This window comes from Clostridium sp. UBA5119 (assembly GCF_002414285.1).
Taxonomy (GTDB): domain Bacteria; phylum Bacillota; class Clostridia; order Clostridiales; family Clostridiaceae; genus Clostridium_J; species Clostridium_J sulfidigenes.
The window spans coordinates 1521-24628 of the sequence record NZ_DHYX01000078.1 but is presented as its reverse complement, the minus strand read 5'-3'; the positions used below and the strand labels follow the sequence as shown (position 1 = coordinate 24628).

The 23108-nt window shown below is 30.3% G+C and carries 16 protein-coding genes and 3 pseudogenes; 17 read left to right on the top strand and 2 right to left on the bottom strand.

All coding sequences use genetic code 11. The features are described from left to right. From B2671_RS12240 to ligA, 15 genes and pseudogenes are all read left to right on the top strand, one after another. The coding region (locus B2671_RS12240; RefSeq protein ID WP_346870673.1) for a BMP family lipoprotein at nt 1–409 on the top strand (409 nt) is incomplete at its 5' end. Nucleotides 410–634: 225 nt separating this feature from the next. Continuing rightward, nucleotides 635–2164, top strand: coding sequence for an ABC transporter ATP-binding protein (locus B2671_RS12235; protein ID WP_346870672.1), 1530 nt, complete (start codon nt 635–637; stop codon nt 2162–2164). A 1-nt stretch (nt 2165) separates the two neighbouring features. Continuing rightward, complete coding sequence (locus tag B2671_RS12230) at nt 2166–3242, top strand: ABC transporter permease (protein WP_346870671.1); 1077 nt, start codon at nt 2166–2168, stop codon at nt 3240–3242. Then, a complete protein-coding gene (locus B2671_RS12225) occupies nt 3235–4176 on the top strand; it encodes an ABC transporter permease (protein ID WP_035132387.1) in 942 nt (313 codons plus the stop codon). The genes B2671_RS12230 and B2671_RS12225 overlap by 8 nt, the downstream gene beginning before the upstream one ends. Before the next feature lie 164 nt (nt 4177–4340). Beyond that, entirely contained in the window at nt 4341–5726 is a 1386-nt protein-coding gene (gene rpoN / locus B2671_RS12220) for an RNA polymerase factor sigma-54 (RefSeq protein ID WP_346870670.1), read from the top strand. A 217-nt stretch (nt 5727–5943) separates the two neighbouring features. Beyond that, nucleotides 5944–6984 carry a sugar-binding transcriptional regulator gene (locus B2671_RS12215; protein ID WP_346870669.1) on the top strand — a complete coding sequence of 347 codons (1041 nt, stop codon included), beginning with the start codon at nt 5944–5946 and terminating at the stop codon, nt 6982–6984. Nucleotides 6985–7203: 219 nt separating this feature from the next. Further along, nucleotides 7204–8215 (top strand): annotated as a pseudogene (gene gap / locus B2671_RS12210) (type I glyceraldehyde-3-phosphate dehydrogenase). Between the two features lie 104 nt (nt 8216–8319). Further along, entirely contained in the window at nt 8320–9516 is a 1197-nt protein-coding gene (locus B2671_RS12205) for a phosphoglycerate kinase (RefSeq protein WP_346870668.1), read from the top strand. A gap of 182 nt (nt 9517–9698) precedes the next feature. Beyond that, on the top strand, nt 9699–10445 hold the full coding sequence (gene tpiA, locus B2671_RS12200; protein ID WP_346870667.1) for a triose-phosphate isomerase: 747 nt from the start codon (nt 9699–9701) through the stop codon (nt 10443–10445). 20 nt (nt 10446–10465) lie between these two features. After that, nucleotides 10466–11994: pseudogene (gene gpmI / locus B2671_RS12195) on the top strand (2,3-bisphosphoglycerate-independent phosphoglycerate mutase). Between the two features lie 65 nt (nt 11995–12059). Beyond that, nucleotides 12060–13355 (top strand): phosphopyruvate hydratase, encoded by a 1296-nt coding sequence (gene eno, locus B2671_RS12190; RefSeq protein ID WP_346870666.1) that lies wholly within the window; start codon nt 12060–12062, stop codon nt 13353–13355. 183 nt (nt 13356–13538) lie between these two features. Further along, complete coding sequence (gene secG, locus B2671_RS12185; protein WP_346870665.1) at nt 13539–13772, top strand: preprotein translocase subunit SecG; 234 nt, start codon at nt 13539–13541, stop codon at nt 13770–13772. Nucleotides 13773–13906: 134 nt separating this feature from the next. Further along, nucleotides 13907–14221 (top strand): YerC/YecD family TrpR-related protein, encoded by a 315-nt coding sequence (locus B2671_RS12180; protein WP_346870664.1) that lies wholly within the window; start codon nt 13907–13909, stop codon nt 14219–14221. 308 nt (nt 14222–14529) lie between these two features. After that, nucleotides 14530–16791, top strand: a complete 2262-nt coding sequence (pcrA, locus tag B2671_RS12175) for a DNA helicase PcrA (RefSeq protein WP_346870663.1) — start codon at nt 14530–14532, stop codon at nt 16789–16791. 138 nt (nt 16792–16929) lie between these two features. Continuing rightward, nucleotides 16930–18931 (top strand): annotated as a pseudogene (gene ligA, locus B2671_RS12170) (NAD-dependent DNA ligase LigA). Between the two features lie 141 nt (nt 18932–19072). Here the strand turns inward: ligA and B2671_RS12165 are convergent. Then, entirely contained in the window at nt 19073–19342 is a 270-nt protein-coding gene (locus tag B2671_RS12165) for a hypothetical protein (protein ID WP_346870662.1), read from the bottom strand. A gap of 145 nt (nt 19343–19487) precedes the next feature. On the opposite strand from B2671_RS12165, the gene B2671_RS12160 reads away from it, so the two are divergent. Next, entirely contained in the window at nt 19488–21077 is a 1590-nt protein-coding gene (locus tag B2671_RS12160; protein ID WP_346870661.1) for an ABC transporter substrate-binding protein, read from the top strand. A gap of 18 nt (nt 21078–21095) precedes the next feature. Here the strand turns inward: B2671_RS12160 and B2671_RS12155 are convergent, their stop codons facing one another. Further along, nucleotides 21096–22490, bottom strand: a complete 1395-nt coding sequence (locus B2671_RS12155; protein WP_346870660.1) for a hypothetical protein — start codon at nt 22488–22490, stop codon at nt 21096–21098. A 98-nt stretch (nt 22491–22588) separates the two neighbouring features. Here B2671_RS12155 and B2671_RS12150 point away from each other — a divergent pair. Further along, a partial coding sequence (locus B2671_RS12150; RefSeq protein WP_346870659.1) for an AIR synthase related protein occupies nt 22589–23108 on the top strand: 520 nt, incomplete at its 3' end.

Below are 23108 nucleotides of genomic sequence, written 5' to 3'. Positions count from 1 at the left end.
ATTATATGGAGCTGGTTGTGACGTAATTTATCATGCAGCTGGTGGATGTGGTATTGGTTTATTCCAAAGAGCACAAGAATTAAAGAAAGAAGGAAAAGAAGTTTGGGCTATCGGTGTTGATATGGACCAAGCGGTTTCTCTTCCGAAATTTAAAGATGTTATCCTTTCTTCTATGATGAAGAGAGTTGATAATGCCACTTACGATGCAACAAAAGCAGTTATAGATGGAACATTCAAAGCTGGTCATGTTGAGTTAGGTATTGCTGAAGGTGGAGTAGGTATGGCTGCAACAACTAAAGACAATACTGCTGCTGATGTAATTAAGAAAGCAGAAGAGTTTGAAGCTAAAATTAAAGAAGGTAAAATTAAAGTGCCTGCTACAAGACAAGAAGCTATTGATTATAAATAAGCGATAAGAACGCAAGAAAAAAGCTAGATTTTACATCTAGCTTTTTTTTATTAGTTTTGTTAATATATTTTTATTAGAATGAAGTTGTATAAAAAAATATTCAATAAAATATTTTTATGGTATAATGGGAGATGGATTCTATAAAGTACATATAGGTATTTTAACTAATATTGAGCATTTTAATGTAGTATGTAAACGTAGGTAATATTATAAGGAGGAAGGGAAATGGAAAAAGTAATTGAAATGAAAGGTATAACTAAAGTTTTCCCTGGCACCATCGCAAACGACAGTGTGGACTTTGATTTATTGCAAGGAGAAACACACGTATTGTTGGGTGAAAATGGTGCAGGAAAAACTACCTTAATGAATATACTTTATGGCTTGTATCAGCAAGAAAAAGGTGATATTTATGTTAATGGAAATTTAGTTAAAATTAACAACCCTAGTGAAGCGATAAAGCTTGGAATAGGAATGGTTCACCAACATTTTATGTTAGTTCACAACTTTACAGTAGCTGAAAATATTGTACTTGGATGTGAACCAAATAAAGGGTTATGCCTAGACAGAAAAAAAGCCTATAATGATGTGAAAGAACTGTCAGATAAATATGGATTTTCCATAGATCCAAATGCTGTGATTGAAGATATATCTGTAGGACAGCAGCAAAAGGTGGAAATTCTTAAGGCCCTTTATAGAGGGGCAAAGATATTAATTCTTGATGAACCAACAGCGGTTTTAACTCCACAAGAAATTGAGGAATTAGGCAAAATATTAGATAATTTGAAAAAAGAAGGAAAGTCTGTCATTCTTATAACTCATAAATTGAAAGAAGTTATGAGTATGAGTGATAGGGTTACTATAATTAGAAGAGGTAAGGTTACTGGTATCGTTAATACTACTGATACTAGTATTGATGAATTAGCTGAGTTGATGGTTGGAAGAAAAGTAAATTTAGTAGTAGAAAAAAGAGAATCTGAATTAACAGGAGAAGTTCTTAAGGTTGAAAATTTATCTGCAAATGATCAAAGAGGGATTCCTGCTGTGAAAAATGTTTCCTTTACTGTTAACGGAGGCGAAATTTTAGGGATTGCAGGAGTAGATGGGAATGGACAAACAGAACTACTAGAAGTACTTACAGGTCTTAGAAAAGGTCATAATGGAAAAATATTATTAAATGGAAAAGATTTATATGGAAAATCTCCTAGAGAAATTATTGACTCAGGTATTGGACATATTCCTGAAGATAGACATAAAAGAGGACTTATACTAAAATATTCATTATTTGAAAACTCTATTCTTGGAATTCATAAAAACAAAGAATTTAATAAAGGCATTATGATGGACTATAAGGCTATTAAAAAACATTGTGACACACTTATAGAAGAGTTTGATGTAAGAACACCGAGTAATGAAGTAAATGCATCTGCTTTATCTGGAGGTAATCAACAAAAGTTAATTGCAGCTAGAGAAATTTCTAAAGACCCAACATTGTTAATTGCAGCTCAACCTACAAGAGGTATAGATGTAGGTGCTATTGAATATATTCATAGTAGACTTGTAGATGAGAGAGATAAAGGAAAAGCGGTACTTTTAGTATCTTTAGAATTAGATGAAATTTTAGCTCTTTCAGATAGAATTGCGGTAATGTATGACGGTGAAATAGTAGATATTTTAGACAGAAAAGATGCGGATGAGCAAAAACTGGGTATACTAATGGCTGGTGGAAGCTTAGATAAGAAAGGGGAAGAGAAATAAAATGAGTAGTAAAGTTAAGGATACAATAAAGGCTATACTCTTTCCTGTAGTAGCAGTTATACTTTCTTTATTTATATCAGTATTTTTTGTTATGTGGGCAAAAGGGTATTCAGTAACTCAATATTTTACAGCTTTGACTGATTTAGTTTCAACTATATGGACTGGCAGTTTTGGAACAAAAAGGAATACCATGGCTACTCTAGCGGAAGTGACACCTTTAATTTTTACTGGTGTAGCTAATGCTGTAGCTTTTAGATGTGGACTATTTAATATTGGTGTAGGTGGTCAATTTGTACTAGGTATGGTTGCAGCTGCTATAGTAGGAACAATACCAGGATTAAGTCCTATAATACACATTCCATTAATAATTGTAAGTGGTATAGTTGCTGGAGGAATTTGGGGAGGAATACCAGGATTTCTTAAAGCGAAATTTGGAACTAGTGAAGTTATAAATACAATTATGATGAACTATATTTCTATAGCACTTGCAAACTACATTATACTTAGAACGGCATTCGGAGTTCCGGGAAAGGCTGCAACTCCAATGATACAAGAAAGTGCAAAACTTGCAAGGTTTGTTCAAGGAAGCTCAGCTAATATAAGTTTATTTATAGGTATTATAACAGCTATTATTATGGCATTTATATTATGGAAAACTACCATCGGATATGAGATAAGAGCCGTTGGTATAAATCCTCATGGTGCAGAATATGGTGGAGTAAATGTTGCTAAGAATGCAGTTTTAGCTATGGTTTTATCAGGAGCTATAGCTGGACTTGGTGGAGCTACACATGTAGCTGGTGTGAAACATTTAATTCAAGATTTTATGGTAGTTCCTAGCTATGGGTTTGATGGTATAGCAGTAGCACTGTTAGCCAAGAAAAATCCAGTAGCATGTATTTTATCAGCCATATTGTTCGGAGCTTTAAATAGTAGTTCAAGAGCTCTTCAAATTAGTGGAATACCAAAAGAAATAGTATTTTTAATTCAATCAGTAATTATTATATTTGTAGCAACAGATTACATTGTGACTTACTTTGGAAATAAGAAAAAGAAAGGGGAGATAATGAATGGATAATATAATTGTTGTTAGTATCATTTCATTAATAACAGCTACTTTAAGAATAGCTACACCTCTTATCTTCACATCCTTAGGAGGAGTGTTTTCTGAGCGTTCAGGAGTAGTAAATATAGGTCTTGAAGGTATGATGACCATAGGAGCATTTTTTGCTGTATATGGAACATATATAACAGGTAGTCCTGTAGTAGGAATAGTGTTTGCTTTAGTAGCGGGTGGATTACTTGCATTAATTCATGCAGTTCTTAGTATTCACTTAAAATCAGACCAGGTTATTTCTGGTACAGCTATTAACTTGTTTGCTACAGCTCTAGCTAGTTTCTTGATATATATATTATTCAATGGAAAGGGAGGTCAAACAGACTTGGTGACCCTTCTTCCTTACAATTTACCAAAATTCATTGTGAATATTCCTATTATTGGTGATATTTTATCTGGATTAAACTGGTTTGTAATAATGGCAATAGTATTGGTATTTGTAGCCCATTTTGTACTTTACAAAACTTCTATTGGACTTAGAATTAGATCTGTAGGAGAACATCCAAAGGCTGCAGATACACTAGGAATAAATGTATACCTAGTAAGATACATCTGTGTAATATTATCAGGAATGTTGGCTGGTCTTGGTGGAGCTGCTTTATCAATTGGTATTACACCAATATATAGAGAAGGAATGATAGCAGGTAGAGGATTCATTGCTTTAGCAGCTGTAATCTTTGGTAACTGGACACCTATCGGTTCATTTGGAGCATGTTTGTTATTTGCTTTTGGTGAATCATTCCAGATATTTGCCCAAGGGCTTGGATGGTCATTGCCATCTGAAGTATTTACAATTATACCATATCTATTAACTATGTTAGCACTTGCTGGCTTTGTAGGTAAAACAAATGCACCAGCTGCTTCAGGAGAAGCATATGAAAAGAATGGTAGATAATATTTAAATTAATTTAAATTATAATATAGTTTAGAGAGTTAGTTTGTTATAGGCTAACTCTCTTTTTATAAATTATTGTAGGGAAATATGGATTTGGCTCTATTTAATTAGAAATATCATATAATTTATGATATGATTAGTTAAGATGAGTAGGAGGGATATTTATGAATTTAGGCTTTGATTTAAGGCTATCACAAGAACAAAAATTGATTATGACAATGGAGATGCAACAATCAATAAAGTTATTACAAATGTCATCCTATGAACTTTTACAACATATTGATAAGGAATTACAAGAAAATGTAGTTTTGGAAGTAGAAAATAATTTAGAAACAGCTAAAGAAGAAATAGTTGATAATGAATTGAGAGAGTATAGAGAATTAATTAGAGACATGGCCATGGATAATTATAATGATAGATCATACTACAAACATGAAGAAGATGATTTGGTATCACCTTTTAATTTTATAAGTAGCAAACCTACTATTAAGGATTACTTAAGAGAACAAGTTATGCATAGTAATTTAGATAGACAAGACGAGTGTATTTGTAGATATATTGTAGATAATATCGATCATAGAGGATATTTAGATGAAAAGATTATAGATAATTTAATGGAAGAACTGAGTATTTCAAAAGATTCAGCTATGAGATGTGTAGATATAGTTCAGGGACTTGAACCGCCTGGAATATGTGCTAGGTCACTGAATGAATGTTTGATACTTCAACTGCATAGGAAAAATATAATGAATAATTATGTTGAGGAAATAATAAATAATTATTTATATGAATTATCAAAAGGAAAATATCAATTAATAGGTAAAAAACTTGGAATAGTGGCTAAAAGAGTTCAAGAATGTGAAGATATAATAAAAAAATTGGAACCTAAACCTACCAGGGGATTTTTTACTGGTGAAGAGATTGGATATTTGATTCCAGATGTTTATATAAAAAAAATAAGTGATGAATATGTAATTTTAATGAATGATAATTTATTACCTAAATTAATAATTAATAATACATATAAAGATGTAATTAATAGCAGTAATGATTCGGAAGCTATAGATTATGTAAAAGACAAAATAAGTAGTGCTATGTTTTTGATTAAAAGTATACAAAATAGAAAAAATACTTTGTGTAAAGTCATGGAGGAAATAGTTAAAAATCAAGAGGAGTATCTAGATAAGGGGAATAATTATATAAAACCTATGACTATTAAATATATAGCTAATAGTTTAAACATGCATGAATCTACGGTTGGTAGAGCTATTAGAGATAAATATGTAGCTCTTCATACAGGGGAAATTAAGAGAATAAAGGATTTGTTTACTAACAGTGTAAACATTTTAAGTCAAGATATATCATCTGTTAGTGTAAAAGATATGATAAAGAATATAATAGAATCTGAAGACAAGTCAAAACCACTATCTGATTCAGTTATATGTAAAATTGTTAATGAAAAAGGCATAGATATTTCTAGACGTACTATAGCTAAATATCGAGAGGAGTTAGGAATAAAATCCTCATCTCAACGAAAAAGATTAATATAGATTTTGATATTCCATATGAAGCATTAATTTATTAATATGATTTATATGGAATTAATTTTTTTGAATAAATTGTAGATGAATGTAGAAATATAACTTATATAAATTAACATAAGTACTTCACAAACAATGAATATTGTCATATAATATAAATAGGGATTTAAAATGTTTATGGGACAAATTGTGTCCATAGGGACATATTTTGTCAATGAGGTGAAAGATGGAGAAGTTATTGAAATTACAGCAGAAGGTAGTGCCGGAATTGCTAGAAGTTTTAGAGATGCGATATACCATATTAAAAAATATAAAGTATAGAGAACCCATAGGCAGAAGGCTGCTGTCAACCATAGTAAATTTAAGTGAAAGGGTTGTAAGAAGCGAAACAAATCTATTGAAAACTCAAGGATTAATTGACATTAAGTCCTCTGGTATGTACATTACTGAAGAAGGTGATGAAGTTTTTATTGGACTTAAGGCTTTTATGAAGGAATTAAGTGGTTTAAATAATTTAGAAGAGGAATTGAAGAAAATTCTTAAAGTTAGAGAAGTAATAGTTATTAAGGGAAATGTAACAGAAGATAATTCATTATATACTGAACTTGGTAGGGTAGCGGGTAATTATTTAAAAAGTATTATTAAAGATGATATTACAATATCCCTTACAGGAGGACGCACAATTAAGGAGGTAGTTTACAATTTCCTTCCAATGACTAAATATAAAGATATAAAGGTTTTACCTGGAAGAGGTGGTATGGGAAAGGAAACAGAAATACAATCTAATACCTTAGTAGAGATTTTAGCAAATAAGTTAGATGCTACTTATGAATTGTTACACATTCCAGATAACATAAGTAGTGATTCTTTTAAAGCGTTGATTAAGGAATCAGATATTAAGGAGACTTTTGAACATATAGAGAAATCAAATATTCTTATCCATGGTATAGGGCTGGCTAAAGATATGTGTGATAAGAGAAGTTTAGGTAAGGACGTAAAGGAAAGAATATTAGAATTAGGAGCTATAGGAGAAGCTTATGGACATTATTTTAATAGAAAAGGTGAGGTTGTATATTCTATGCCTTCAATTGGAATAACTAAAGATAGAATTGAAAATATTCCTAATGTAATAGCTGTAGCAGCAGGTGTTGAAAAAGCAAAAGCTATTATGGCTATACAAATGGATAAATTAAATTCAACATTAGTTACTGATGAGGCTACGGCAAAAGAAATTTTAAAACTATTTCTAAATAAAGTTGATTGTTAATACTTAATGATTTTATCCTAGAGTTATTTACTAAAGTACTTATATATTTTTAAAATTAATATATTATGATTTTTCGTCTTCTATGCTTTAGAATGAATATGTATATAAGGAAATGTATCTCTAGATAAGGATTTTTAGGATGAAATCTCCTAAAAGTCTGTTTATATCAATTAAGTTTAATATAAAAATTATTAAATTAAACGTTGGAGGTATTTTATAATGGTTAAAGTTGGAATTAATGGATTCGGTAGAATTGGAAGAAATGTATTTAAGGTTTTGGTAGATAAATATGGAAATGACATAGAAGTTGTAGCAATTAATGATTTAACAGATCCTGAGACACTAGCACATCTTTTGAAGTATGATACCCTTTATGGAAAATTCAATGGAACAGTTGAAGCTACTGAGAATTCAATTATAGTTAATGAAAAGGAAATAAGAATATTTGCAGAGAGAGATCCTAAAAATATACCATGGGGACTTCAAGGTGCAGATATTGTAATAGAATCTACAGGATTATTTACAGATGCTGAAAAAGCAAANNAAGACTCATATAGAAGCTGGGGCTAAAAAGGTGTTAATTTCCGCACCAGCAAAAAATGAAGATATAACAATTGTACTGGGAGTAAATGAAGATGAATATGATGCTAAAAATCATAATATTATTTCAAATGCTTCATGTACAACTAACTGTTTAGCTCCTTTTGCAAAAGTTTTAGATGAAAAGTTTGGTATAGTACAAGGGCTTATGACTACAATACACTCATATACTAATGATCAAAAAATATTGGATGCGCCACATAAAGATTTAAGAAGAGCTAGAGCTGCAGGAGAATCAATGATTCCAACAACTACAGGAGCGGCAAAAGCGGTTGCATTAGTTTTACCACAGCTTAAAGGAAAATTAAATGGTATGGCAGTAAGGGTTCCATCACCAACAGTTTCAATGACTGATTTAGTATGTGAACTTGGCAAGTCAGTGAGCGCAGAAGAAGTTAATGGGGCTTTAAGAGAAGCAGCAGAAGGAAAACTTAATGGGATTTTAGGATTCTCTGAGGAACCATTAATTTCAATGGACTTTAGAGGTGATGAGAGATCTTCAATTGTAGATGCATTATCAACTATGGTTATGGGAGATAATCTAGTTAAAGTAGTAGCTTGGTATGATAATGAGTGGGGTTACTCAAATAGGCTAGCAGATTTAACAAAATATGTTGCAGATAGATTATAATCTTCAAAATGTGTTAAAATAGGTATGTAATAAAAATCTAGTTCTAAGATTTGTGATTGAACTAGATTTTTATTACAATAAGTTTAAAAAAAGGAGATTTTAATATGTCATTTAACAAGAAATCATTAGAAGACATCCAGGTGAAAGGTAAAAAGGTTTTAGTAAGGTGTGATTTTAATGTACCTATAATAGAAGGTAAAATTACTGATGAAAATAGACTGCTAGGAGCAATACCTACTATAAAGTACTTAGTTAACCATAATGCAAAGGTTATCTTATGTTCACATTTAGGAAAACCAAAGGGGGAGCCTAAACCAGAGCTTTCGCTATCACCAGTAGCAGCGAGATTAAGTGAGCTATTAAATAAGAATATAATTTTTGCAGCGGATGATGACGTAGTGGGAGATAACGCAAAATCAGATATTTCAAGTATGGATGATGGAGATATAGTACTATTACAAAATACTAGATTTAGAAAAGAAGAAACTAAAAATGAAGAAAATTATTCTAAGGAATTAGCTTCTCTTTGTGATTTATTCGTAAATGATGCTTTTGGAACAGCACATAGAGCTCATTGTTCTACAGTAGGAGTAACTGAGTTTGTAGAAGAGTCAGTTTGCGGATATTTAATTCAGAAAGAGCTTAAGTTCTTAGGAGAAGCTATAGAACATGCTAAAAAACCATTTACTGCTATTTTAGGAGGTTCTAAAGTATCAGACAAAATTAATGTAATAAATAATCTTTTAGAGAAAGTAGACAATCTTCTTATAGGAGGAGCTATGGCATATACTTTCCTTAAAGCTAAAGAATATAAAATGGGTATATCAAGGGTAGAAGAAGATAAAATTGATTATGCACTAGAGATGATGAATAAGGCTAAAGAAAAAGGAGTAAAATTATATCTACCGATAGACCATGTAGTAGCTACAGAATTCGATAAAAATGCAAATCCAGTAATAACAGAAGATGAAAATATACAAGATGGATATATGGCTTTAGATATAGGACCAAAAACAAGAGAATTATATGCGAAAGTGATAGCAAAGTCTAAAACTATTATTTGGAATGGTCCAATGGGAGTTTTTGAATTTGAAAACTTTAATAGGGGAACAATAGCAGTAGGAGAAGCTATGGCTAATTGTGATGGAATTACAATAATTGGTGGAGGAGATAGTGCTGCGGCTGTTAATATATTTGGTCTAGGAGATAAAATGACCCATATTTCAACAGGTGGTGGAGCTTCCTTAGAATTTTTAGAAGGAAAAGAACTTCCAGGAATTGTTGCTCTAAATAATAAGTAAATGCAAAAATCTATAAAGAAAGTAATAAACAAGATAAAATCTTGTTTATTTGCTTTCCTTTTTGAGAGTAATATATTATATTTGAGTTAGAGAAAAAATGTAATATGTCTTTTACGGAAAAAACTTGAATATTTTAGCGTTATTAAAGATGTGTTGTAAAGTTATTGATAGGAGGATTAATCATGAGAAAAGCAATAATAGCAGGAAACTGGAAGATGAATAATACAATAGAAGAAGCAGTAAATTTAGTTAAGGAATTAAAGCCTTTAGTAAATGATGCTAACTGTGATGTAGTAGTTTGTCCAACTTTTTTAAGTTTACCAACAGTAGTTGAACAATGTAGGGGAAGCAATATTATGGTTGGAGCTCAAAACATGCATTTTGAAGAGTCAGGTGCTTTTACAGGAGAAGTTTCTCCATTAATGCTTAAAGAACTAGGAGTAAAATTTGTTATAATTGGACATAGTGAAAGAAGGCAGTATTTTAATGAAACTGATGAAACTGTTAATAAAAAATTAAAGACTGCTTTTCATCATAAGATTACGCCTATATTATGCGTAGGTGAAAGTTTACAGCAAAGGGAATTAGGAATAACTGAAGAAGTATTAGGGGCTCAAATAAAGCAAGATCTAATTGAAATAAAAAAAGAGCAAGTTGAAAATATGGTTATAGCCTATGAGCCTATTTGGGCAATAGGGACAGGAAAAACTGCAACTGCTGATGATGCTAATAATACAATAGGATTTATTAGAGGAGTTATATGCAAGTTATACGGAGAAGAAGTTGCAGATAAAGTTAGAATTCAATATGGAGGATCAGTTAAGCCATCAACTATAAAAGAGCAAATGTCAAAGGAACACATAGATGGAGGATTAATAGGTGGAGCTAGTCTTAAGGCTTCAGATTTTGCAGCTATTGTAAATTACTAATAAAAGGATGGTCAAATATTATGAATAAAAAACCAGTAATGCTAATGATATTAGATGGTTTTGGAATAAGCGACAATGTGGATGGAAATGCAGTTAGAGAGGCTAATAAACCTAACTACGATGGATTAAAGGCTAAATATCCTCACACCGCATTATCAGCTTCTGGTCTAGATGTAGGGCTTCCTGAGGGGCAGATGGGTAACTCAGAAGTAGGACACTTAAATATAGGTGCGGGAAGAATAATATATCAAGAATTGACTAGAATAACAAAATCAATTAAAGATGGCGATTTCTTTGAAAATAAAGCTTTTAATATTGCTATTGATGATGCGTTGAAAAATAACTCAGCTGTTCACTTAATAGGATTATTATCAGATGGAGGAGTTCATTCTCATATAAATCATGTAAAAGCTCTTATAACTCTTTGTAAGAGAAGGGGTGTAAAAAAAGTTTTTGTTCATTGCTTTTTAGATGGAAGAGATGTATCGCCAACATCTTCAAAAATATTTATAGAAGAGTTACAAAACCATATAGATAGTGAGGGAATAGGAGAAATTGCAACTATTTCTGGTAGATATTATGCTATGGATAGAGATAATAGATGGGAAAGAGTACAATTAGCCTATAATGCAATGGTAAGAGGTGAAGGAAACACTAGTACTTCCCCATTTGCAGTTATAGATGATGCTTATCATGATAATAAAACGGATGAGTTTGTAATTCCTAGTGTAATTGTGAAGGATGGTAAACCGGTAGCTACTATAAAAAATAAAGATTCCATAATATTTTTTAACTTTAGACCAGATAGGGCAAGAGAGATAACTAGAGCTTTAAAAGATAAGGATTTTAAAGGTTTTGAAAGAGAAAGTTTAGATGTAACCTATGTATGTATGACTCAATATGATAAAACTATTGAGGATGTACAAATAGCTTATAAACCTGAGAGTTATGAGAATACATTAGGTGAATATATTAGTAGCAAAGGACTAAAGCAGCTTAGAATTGCAGAAACAGAAAAATATGCTCATGTAACTTTCTTCTTTAATGGTGGAGTAGAGGAACCTAATAAGGGTGAAGATCGGGTATTAATTCCATCACCTAAAGTAGCAACCTATGACTTAAAACCAGAAATGAGTGTCTATGAAGTTACTGATGCAGTATTAAAAAGTATTGAAAAAGATGAATATGATTTAATTATATTAAATTATGCTAACCCAGACATGGTTGGACACACTGGAGTTATTGAAGCAGCAGTAAAGGCTATTGAAGTTGTAGATTATTGCTTAGGCAAGGTTGTAAATAAAGTCCTAGACCATGATGGTACAGTATTTATCACAGCAGACCACGGTAATGCGGAGTCTATGATTNNGATTACTCTACAGGTAAACCAATGACTGCACATACTACTAATCTGGTTCCATTTACATACGTAAGTAAAGAAGTAGGAACACTTAGAAGTGGAGGAATACTTGCAGATATTGCTCCAACTATCTTAACAAAGATGGAATTAGATATTCCAAGTGAAATGAGTGGAAAATCATTAATTTAAATTATTAAGTTAAAATATTTAGCCATGCTAAATTTATTATAAACATAATATGAAGGAGGAAAAAAATGAAACAATATGTTGAAATTATTGATGTCTATGCAAGACAAATATTAGATTCAAGAGCGTTCCCGACAGTAGAGGTTGAAGTTGTTCTAGAAGATGGTACAGTAGGGGTAGCGGCAGTACCTTCAGGAGCATCAACAGGTCAATTTGAAGCTGTTGAATTAAGAGATGGAGATAAATCTCTATACAATGGAAAAGGTGTATTAAAAGCTGTTGATAATGTAAACAATATAATAGCAGAAGAATTAATAGGAATGAATATATTCGATCAAGTTGCTATAGATAAGACTATGATAGAATTAGATGGAACTCATAATAAAGAAAAATTAGGTGCTAATGCTACTTTAGGAGTGTCTCTTGCTTGTGCAAAAGCTGCTGCTAATTACTTAGGACTTGGTTTATACCAATATATTGGTGGAGTTAATGCTAAAGTTTTACCAGTACCTATGATGAATATATTAAATGGTGGAAAACATGCTGATAATAATGTGGACTTACAAGAGTTTATGGTTATGCCAGCAGGAGCTACATCTTTTAGCGAAGCTTTAAGAATGGGAGCAGAAGTTTACCATGCATTAAAAGGAATCTTAAAAGCTAAAGGGCTAGGCACAGGTGTTGGTGATGAAGGTGGATTTGCTCCAGATTTATCATCAAATGAAGAAGCAATAAAAGTTATAATCGAAGCAATAGAAAAAGCTGGATATGTGCCAGGAAAAGATGCTTTCATAGCACTTGACCCAGCATCTTCTGAATTCTTTGAAGATGGAAAATATAATCTTGCTGGAGAAGGAAGAATGTTAACTCCTCATGAGATGGCAGATTACTATGTAGAATTATGTGGAAAATATCCAATAATATCTATTGAAGATGGTATGGCTGAAGAAGATTGGGAAGGGTGGAAGTACTTAACTGATAAAATAGGTAAAAAAATTCAATTAGTTGGAGATGACTTATTTGTAACTAATACTTCTAGACTTGGAATGGGGATTGAAAGAGAAACTGCAAACTCAATTCTTATAAAATTAAACCAAATAGGAACTTTAACTGAAACTTTAAATGCTATAGAGATGGCTGCAAGAGCTGGTTATACTGCAGTAGTTTCTCACAGATCTGGGGAAACAGAAGATACTACAATAGCTGACTTAGTAGTAGCTACAAATGCAGGTCAAATTAAAACTGGAGCTCCTGCAAGGAGTGAGAGAGTTGCTAAATACAACCAGTTATTAAGAATCGAAGAAGAACTTGGTGATATGGCTGAATTTAGAGGATTAAAATCTTTCTTTAACATAAAAAGATAACTAATTTCTATAATAAAAACGTCGAACAAATTTTACATTTGTTCGATGTTTTATTTATATATTAGAAGTATATATTAATTTAATATATATATTTACATTTATTACTGTTTTCATTGTAAAAATATTTTTACTGTGATAAAATATATTACATGTATAAGGATAAAGAATTAAGGGGGCATAATAATGATAACAGCATTAAAGGTTGTAATAATTATTTCCGCATTAACAGTTATATTAGCAACATCTCTTCAAGAAAGTAAATCATCAGGTTTAGGTGGTTTAGTAGCTGGAAGTTCAGAAACTTATTATAGCAAGAATAAAACTAAAACAAAGGAATCATTCTTAACTAAACTTACTATAGTATCAGCAGTTGTTTTTGTAGGATCAATTATAGGAATAAACATATTTATACTTTAACTAAAAGCTATCCAAGGGGATAGCTTTTGTATTTAATGTTTGATAAAATTATATTAAAGATTAAATGTTTACACTTTAATATGATAACTTTATAATGTATATAGATGAATTTTTTAGTGATAGGGGAGAAAATAATGAGTGGATATGTTTCAAAACTTGAAACTCCAGAAATGGATTATCTTGTTGACGCAATTAGATCTCTTAAAACCAGAGAGGAAGTATATAGGTTCCTTGAAGATGTTTGTACAATAAATGAAATAAAAGCTATGGAGCAAAGACTTCAAGTTGCAAGAATGCTTAAAGAGAGAAGAACTTATTTAGATATCGCTAGTAGTACTGGAGCTAGTACTGCTACCATAAGTAGAGTCAATCGTTCTTTAAATTATGGAAATAATGGATATAAGGTAGTATTTGAAAGAGTTGATTGGAAGGAATATGAAGATAAATAGAAAATTATAAGTAATCATAGATTAATTAGAAGAAAAAGTCTTACTTTAAAGTAAAATGTCCTTGACTTAGGGTACATTTTAAAGAAAGTAAGACTTTTTCAATTTAATCAACATATTAGAAATTAAAATAATGACAATATAAGGTTATGATGTAGTAACCTCTTGAGTAATTAGTTATATGTCGTTTATAAATTCATAGTATATGGTATAATAAAGAATAGGTTAAATATCCATAGTATAGTATTATATTATAGGATAAGGAAGATTAATAAATTACATTAGATAACTATAAATTTAGGAGTGATTAGATGGATTTAAAAAAGCTATTAAACAAGGAGCAATACGAAGCAGCTATTACCGTAGAAGGCCCCTTGTTAATTTTAGCAGGTGCAGGATCAGGAAAGACTAGGGTTCTTACTTATAGAATGGCACATATGATAAATGATTTAAATATATATCCCTCACAGATTTTAGCTTTAACTTTTACAAATAAAGCAGCAGGAGAGATGAAGGAAAGAGTTAAATCATTAGTAGGAGATATAGTTGATACAATGTGGGTTTCAACTTTTCACTCTAGTTGTGTAAGAATTTTAAGAAGAGAAATTGATAAGTTAGGATATAATAAAAATTTTACTATATATGATAGTTACGATGCTAAATCACTAGTAAAGCAGTGCATGAAAGAACTTAATATCAATGATAAAGACATAACTGATGGAGAAATTATCTCAAAAATTTCCGATGCTAAAAATAAATTAATATCTGCCAAGAAGTTTAAAAAAGAAAATGAAGGAAACTTTCGAATGAATAAGATAGCAGATGTTTATCTAACCTATGAAAAGAAATTAAAGACTACAAATTCTTTGGATTTTGATGATCTAATTTATTTAGTTGTTAAACTGCTTAAAGAAAATGATGAGGTTAGAGAGTTTTATAGAAGAAAATTTAAATATATTCTTGTAGATGAGTATCAAGATACTAATAAATGTCAATATGAATTGATAAAGCTTTTAGTTAATGAAAATGAAAATATATGTGTAGTTGGAGATGACGATCAATGTATTTATGCATGGAGAGGTGCAGATATAAATAATATATTGGACTTTGAAAAGGACTTTCCAAGAGCAAAGGTTATTAAGTTGGAGCAAAACTATAGGTCCAAATCAAACATATTAGAGGCTGCTAATAAGGTTATAACAAATAATGCGCAAAGAAAAGATAAAGTATTAAGAACTGAAAGTGAATCTGGAGAAAAGCTAAAAGTATACAGAGCCTATAGCGACATAGATGAAGGAAACTTTGTAGCAACTCAAATTAAAAGAATGATAAGAGAAGAAAATAGAAGCTTAAAAGATTTTGCTATACTTTACAGAATGAACTCTCAATCGCGTATATTTGAGGAAGCCTTTAGAAGGAATGAGATAACCTATAAAATAGTAGGGGGACTCAGATTCTATGAAAGAAAAGAAATTAAGGATATTATGGCTTACTTAAAAGTGATAAATAATCCTCTTGATGATATAAGTTTAAAAAGAATTATAAATGAGCCTAAAAGAAGTATTGGAGACACAACCATAGCTAAGGTACAGGAATTTGCAGCAGAAAATAATATATGCATGTATGATGCACTTTTAGATGCAGAATTTATACCAAATCTTTCTGCAAGAGCTATAACATCTATAAATAAATTTGTGAGCTTAATGAATACTCTTATAGTGGATGCAGAGAATATAAGTGTACCTGAACTAATTGAGGATATTTTAGATAGAAGTGGATACATGAAAATGCTTAAGGGTTCTAGTAGTGCCGAGGATGAAAGTAGAATAGAAAACTTAAAGGAACTTGTATCTGATGCCGTAGTCTTTGAAAATTCTTCACAAGATAAATCCTTAAGTGCCTTTTTAGAAAAGGTAACTTTAGTTTCTGATATAGATAATTTAGATGAAGAGAATAATGCAGTAGTAATGATGACTGTTCATAGTTCAAAAGGACTTGAATTTCCGGTAGTTTTCTTAGTTGGAATGGAAAATGGAATATTTCCAGGCATGGCTTCTTTGAATAATTTTAATGAGATGGAAGAATCAAGAAGACTTTGCTATGTTGCCATTACAAGAGCTGAAGAGATGCTATATATATCATCGGCAGAACAGCGAATGGTATTTGGTAGAACTGTGGGATATCCTATATCAGACTTCATAAGTGAAATACCTAAGGAATTAAAATGTGATTTGAATGATGATGGAGGAACTCAATCTAGAGGAAGTTTTGATAATATTAACAATAAAGTAAATAATAAAGTTAATAATAATCCTCACTCCTTTAGAAGTGGTTTTTATAATTCAAAGAAACCTATGGCTTCAAGTGAAATTAGTGGTATGGAATGTGGAGTTGACAAATGTGCAGTTAAAGAAGAACTTACTATAGGGGTAAAAGTAAGACATGGTAAATTTGGAGTGGGAACTGTAGTATCTATATCCTCAGACAATGGAGAAACTATAGTTACTATAGCTTTTAACAATATGGGAATCAAAAAGCTTATGCTTAATAAGGCAGGTCTTGAACTAGCTTAATATAGTGTAAGAAAGTCACGAAGACAGCAGAATAAGTTTATTATAGGCTATGTTTTAGATGTTAATAAAACATAGCCTATAATTAAATTTTAAATATATATAGGAGCTATTTTAAAGTTAATAGGAGGAAGCGTTATAATGAGTAATGATAAGCGCAGTAAAATGCTAAAGTTAGTAGAGGAGTTAAATAAATACTCCTATGAATACTATGTACTAGATAATCCTATCATATCTGATAAAGAATATGATAAAAAATATGATGAACTTAAAGTTTTAGAAAGTGAACTTGAAGAAGTTTTACCTTATTCACCAACGTTAAGAGTGGGAGATATAGTTTTAGATGAATTTAAAAAATATAAACATNNATAGAGCTCCTCTTTGGAGTTTAGATAAGGCTCAATCCATAGAACAAATTAAGAATTGGCATAATAGAAATATCAAAGTTATAAATGAGTATAATAGTGATCATGAAGAAAAACTACCAAGTGTTAAGTATATTGTTACTAAAAAGTTTGATGGACTTTCTATAAATTTGACCTATAACCAAGAGGGAATTTTAATAGTTGGATCTTCTAGAGGGACTGGAGAAATTGGAGAAGACATTACTAGTCAAGTAAAGACTATAAAATCTATTCCACTCATAATAGATAATCACAGTATAATCGAAGTTCATGGTGAAGCTATTATGACAAAGGAAGCTTTTGAAAACTATAATAAAAATGCTTCTATTCCATTAAAGAACTTAAGGAATGGAGCAGCTGGAGCTCTTAGAAATTTAAATGTAAAGGAGACTGCCAGAAGAAATTTATCTGCTTTCTTCTATGATGTTGGATATAATGAAGGAAATCCATTTAATACATATACTGAAATGATGAATTTTATAAAAAAAATGGGACTCCCTATGGATAATTATATGGAAACATGCACTAATATTGATGAAATAGAAAAACAAGTTAAATATATTAACAATATTAGAAATAACTTGAATTATGACATAGATGGGGTAGTTATAGCAATTGATGATATAAAAACTAGAGAGGTATTAGGATATACAATTAAGTTTCCTAAGTGGGCAATAGCTTATAAGTTTGAAGCAGAAGAAACAACTACTAAGCTTTTGGATGTAGAATGGAATGTAGGTAGAAGTGGAAGAGTTAGTCCTACTGCAATTCTTGAGCCAGTAGAATTAGGTGGTGTAACAGTTAAAAGAGCTACTTTGAATAACTTAGATGATATTCAGCGTAAGGGAGTGAAAATTGGGGCTACAGTATTTGTTAGAAGATCTAATGATGTAATTCCGGAAATAATGGGAGTAGTAGAGGAGTCATTAGAAAGAAGTATTTCTATTGAAGAGCCTAAAGTATGTCCTAGTTGTGGGGAAGAACTATTTAGAGATGGAGTGCATTTGTTTTGTGAAAACACCTTAGCATGTAAGCCTCAAATGGTAAAAACTATAGTTCACTACGCTGGCAGAGAAGCTATGAATATAGCTGGATTTAGTGAAAAAACTGCTGAACAGTTATTTGAAAAACTTGGAATAAAGTCCATAGCAGATTTATATAGAATAAAAAAAGAGGAATTAGTTGGATTAGAAAAGTTTGGAGATAAGAAAGCTACAAATCTTTTAACAGCATTAGAGAATAGTAAAGAATGTGAATTATCTTCATTTATATATGGACTAGGTATTCCTAATGTGGGTAAAAAAACAGCTAAGGATTTATCAAAGAAATTTAAAACTTTAAAAAGTATTGAGAAAGCATCCTTTGAAGAATTAATATCAGTTCCCGATATAGGAGATATAGTTGCAAAAACTATAGTTGAATTCTTCTCATTAGATAAATCTAGAGAAACCATAAATGAGCTATTAAATTTGGGTGTAACTCCAAGGGAGGAACAAGTTCAGCAAATAGATGAAAATCCTTTTAAAGATAAAACCATTGTAGTTACAGGAAGTTTAAAAGAATTTTCGAGAAATGAAATTAAAGATAAGTTAGAAAGTTTCGGTGCAAAGGTAGCAGGTTCTGTAAGTAAAAAAACAGACTTTGTTATAGTTGGAGAAGTTCCAGGTTCTAAGTATAATAAAGCCATAGAATTGGGAATTAGAGTAATTTCTGAAGAAGAGTTTAAGGTAATGATTTAAAGTAGAAAGCATTAGCCCCATGGAGTTTTTATCCATGGGGCTAATTGCTATAGTAAATAATTTGTATTGTACTATACATCTAATCAATATAAATTTTTCTGTTGATTAGGGGTATCATCCATAACTAAAATAATTATTATTCTAGATAGTAGAGTCAGAAGTACTATCTAAAAGCTCTGAACTAGAGTTTTCATCAATTATTTCAGATTTTTTTTGTTGTTCCTTTTCCTTAGCTTGCATATCTATACATGAAATATTTAATATGTGTGAGATTTTTTCAAGTATATAATTACTATATCTCAGCTGGCTATATATAGAATTGAAAACAACAAATCCCCAAATGATTATTATCATAAAAGTTATTAAAGATAAGATTCCTAATATTTTCAATATAATATCTAAGTAAACCATAAGATACCTCCAATTTATTTACACATTATTATAAATATTATATCACATGTTTACAATTGGAAAAGAAGAATTTTGTGTTAACTTGCTCAGAATTGTTTATTTTGACATAAATGAGTAAATAATTTTAAATATAGGAGGTGTTGTGGTGAAGAAAATAATATTTACAGTACTTTGCATTATAATAATTTTAGCAGGAATATCTATTGAGAAAGATAAATTAAATTCTGTAAAATATAGTAAAGTGAATTATATAACTTACAATATGAATGTAAATCCTGAAGATTTACAGTTAACAAGAGAAAATACTGTAAGAGATAAAGATTTGCTAATAACACTTTTTGAAGGTTTAGTAAAAGAAGATAATAATGGAGAAATAGTACCAGCACTTGCAAAGGAGATAATAACTTCAGAAGATGGCTTAGAATACACTTTTATATTAAGAGAGGATATATATTATAGCACAGGAGAAAAAATTACTGCAGAGGCAATTAAGAGTTTTTTTAAAGGCTTTTTAAGTGATAGAAATAATGTATATGCTAGTAGTTTAGATTGTATATATGGAGCTAAGGAGTTTAGAGAAGGAATTGGTGATTTCTCAAATGTGGCAATAAACGTAAAAGATGATAGTACCATAGCTATTAGACTAAATTATAAAAATCCTTATTTTATTAATATCATAGCTAACCCAGTATTTAACCTTAGAGATTACGGAACCATGGATAGGTATAAGGAAAATTTTACTTCAATAAGGTATACAGGTCCCTTTGTAATTAAAGATGTAAAGAGTGATGAGATCTATATAGAAAAAAATCAAAAGCATTATGAAAGAACTAAAATTACTGATGAAACTATTAGAATTACATTTTTAAACAGCGAAGAAAATACTTTAGCTATTTTTGAAAAGTCAACGGATACCAATACAGATTATTTTTCAGGTAGTATTGATATAATGATGGATGCTCCTATAAATGAGCTTTTAAGATTATCTCAAAATTCAATGGTGAAAAGTTTTAATGGTTCAGCTATATATTATTTAAGTTTTAACCCAGATAAAGAAACTGTTGGTGGAGATGTAAATTTTAGAATAGCTATAAACTCACTTTTATCAAAGGAATACTACTCTCAACTTATATGCAAAGAATTACTTACTCCAGCTACATCCTATGTGATGGAAACAGAAAAAACAGAACAAGCATTCTCGGTTTTTGGAGATACTGAAAAAGCTAAAGAATTCTTTAGCAAGGTTAATATCAATGAAAATCCTGAAATAAGAGTAATTTTTGAAAAAAATAACTTGAATAAGAGAATTGTTGAAGATTTAAGTATTGATATTAAAGAGTGTACTGATTCAGAAATAGTTTTAAAAGAATATTCTAAAGAAGAATTGAAAAATGCTGTTGAAAAAGGAGATTATGATATAGTATTGCATAGGTTTGATTTCGGCTATAGAAATCCTGGAGAATATTTTGAGAGTTTCCATAAAATTTCTAATAATAATCTTATTGCATATGAAAGTGAAGAATATTACAATCTTATTAATTCTGCAAAATATGAAATGAATGACGAAAAAAGAAAAATTATCTATGAGAAATGTGAAAAAATACTAAAAAATCAGTTAATATCTATACCTATATATAATATTAACAATGTTATTTGCATTAAAGAAGGTATAAGCCAAGTGTATGTAACTACTACTGGAAATATAAGATTAGAAAAAGTTAAAGAAGTACCTTAAATTTAAGGTACTTCTTTATTAGAAATCTAAAATTGTATTTAAATAAATAATTGTAAAAAAGTTAAACATGTTTTTACAAGAATCAAAACTATGTTTATAGTGTTTATAACTTTCTTTTTTTCTATTTAAAGAAATATTTTTAACAAAAATAGGTGCTAAATCATTAGTATCGTTATTTACATAAGAAGAAAATCTGAAATAATTATCATCTAATAAGTCTTCTGCCTTACATGAAAAATTCCTATATCTTTCAGGATTATCAAGACTAGGAGCTTCCGGCCACCTAAGTATAATTCCGGAGCTTACTACCTGTTTTTTATAAAGACCATGAATTTTAGAAGCGAGCTCTGTTTTTTCATTGTCGCTTAATAAAGACTCTTGAATCATAAATACATAAAGATATAGAATTATTTCATCTGAAGAAAATTTGTTTTCTTTTTCAGAAATGTCTTTTATAAAAATACCATCATCATTATTATATAGTTTTTCTAAGTTATTAAAGATTTTAAAGGCTGCATCTTTAAAATGCGATAAATTGGTATTTTTATAAGTTAATATAGAGTTTATATAGCATAAACAAGAAATATCTATATTATCTCTAATTACAGAAGGTGGCATATGATTGATGTTTTCAATCATTAATTCAGAAAAATCTACTAGTAATTCCTTAGCTTTCTCTAGTTTTGAACATTCATAAAGAATATTGAAGGCTAAACATATTTTAACTAACTCATCATGAGAAGTATTATATATTTCTTGCTTTAGGCTTGAAAATAGATTCATTATATCTAGAGCAAAGGATTTAAAGCTTTCATTATTATCTTCTGAAAGTGTAGCACATTTATAATATGCTGCCATGAGAAGAGCTTGTGTTGAAAATTTAAACTTCATATTCTTGTCTGTAAGAAAATATTCTTTTTGAAGAGGATCTGTAGAATCGTATTTATCAACAAATACCCCCTCACTATTACGGCAATAAAGAGCAAAAAATTCTAATTGCTCAATGGATAGGTCAACATAGTATTTGCTAAGTTTATATTTATCCTCATCAATATCTTTAAATTTTCTATAATAGTCAGATAAGTACAGCAGACCAAGGGTCATATACCCATTAGCACATATGTTTATTTCTCTTTTAAACTTGCGATGATTCCAAAGTAATTTATCTTTTTCTTTCAAAAGTTTTCCGTCGGCTTTTCTATATACACATAATAGTGGAGAAATAACGCTATTTGTGATATCATCATCATTAGGTAAAGGTTTAATTTTTAAGTTTGCATTTCTAGATATAATTCCACATCCAGAGTGTAGAACTATATGTCTAAGGGACTCTTTAGAAAAATGAAACAATTGACTTTTTATATTGTCATTGTTTAGTATGTTAATTCTTAAAAAAGGTCCTATATATCTCAAAATAACACCACCAGAATATTAGTTATATTTAATAATATGATATGAGAAGTGAAAATGTGCTAAAAACACAATAGTTTTTTTAGGTTAGGAGAATTTATATGAGGGTAGGAAAACTAAATTGGAATGAACTAAAGTACATAATAGATAACCATAAAGGGAAAGAGAGGAAGGAAGTAGAAGTATCTAACGGCATAGGAGAAGATTGTGCCATTATAAATTTTGATAGTAATCAATGTGTAATTTCTACAGACCCTGTAACTGGTGCAGATGAAAATATAGGTAAAATTGCAGTTAACATTAACTGTAATGATATAGCTTCCTGTGGAGTCGAACCATTAGGAATCTTGGTTACCATACTAGCACCGCAAAAGACTACTATACAAGAATTACATGATCTTATGAAAGAAATTCATGAAGAGGCATGTAAAGTAAATGTTCAAATTATAGGTGGCCATACTGAAATAACAGAAGCTGTTAATAAGATAGTGGTTTCGTGTACAGCTATTGGGAAAAGTAATGTTAATAGTGCTATCAGCACGTCTGGAGCAAAAGTAGGGGATAGTATAATAGTTACTAAACAACTCTGTCTTGAAGGAACTTCAATATTGGTTAATGATT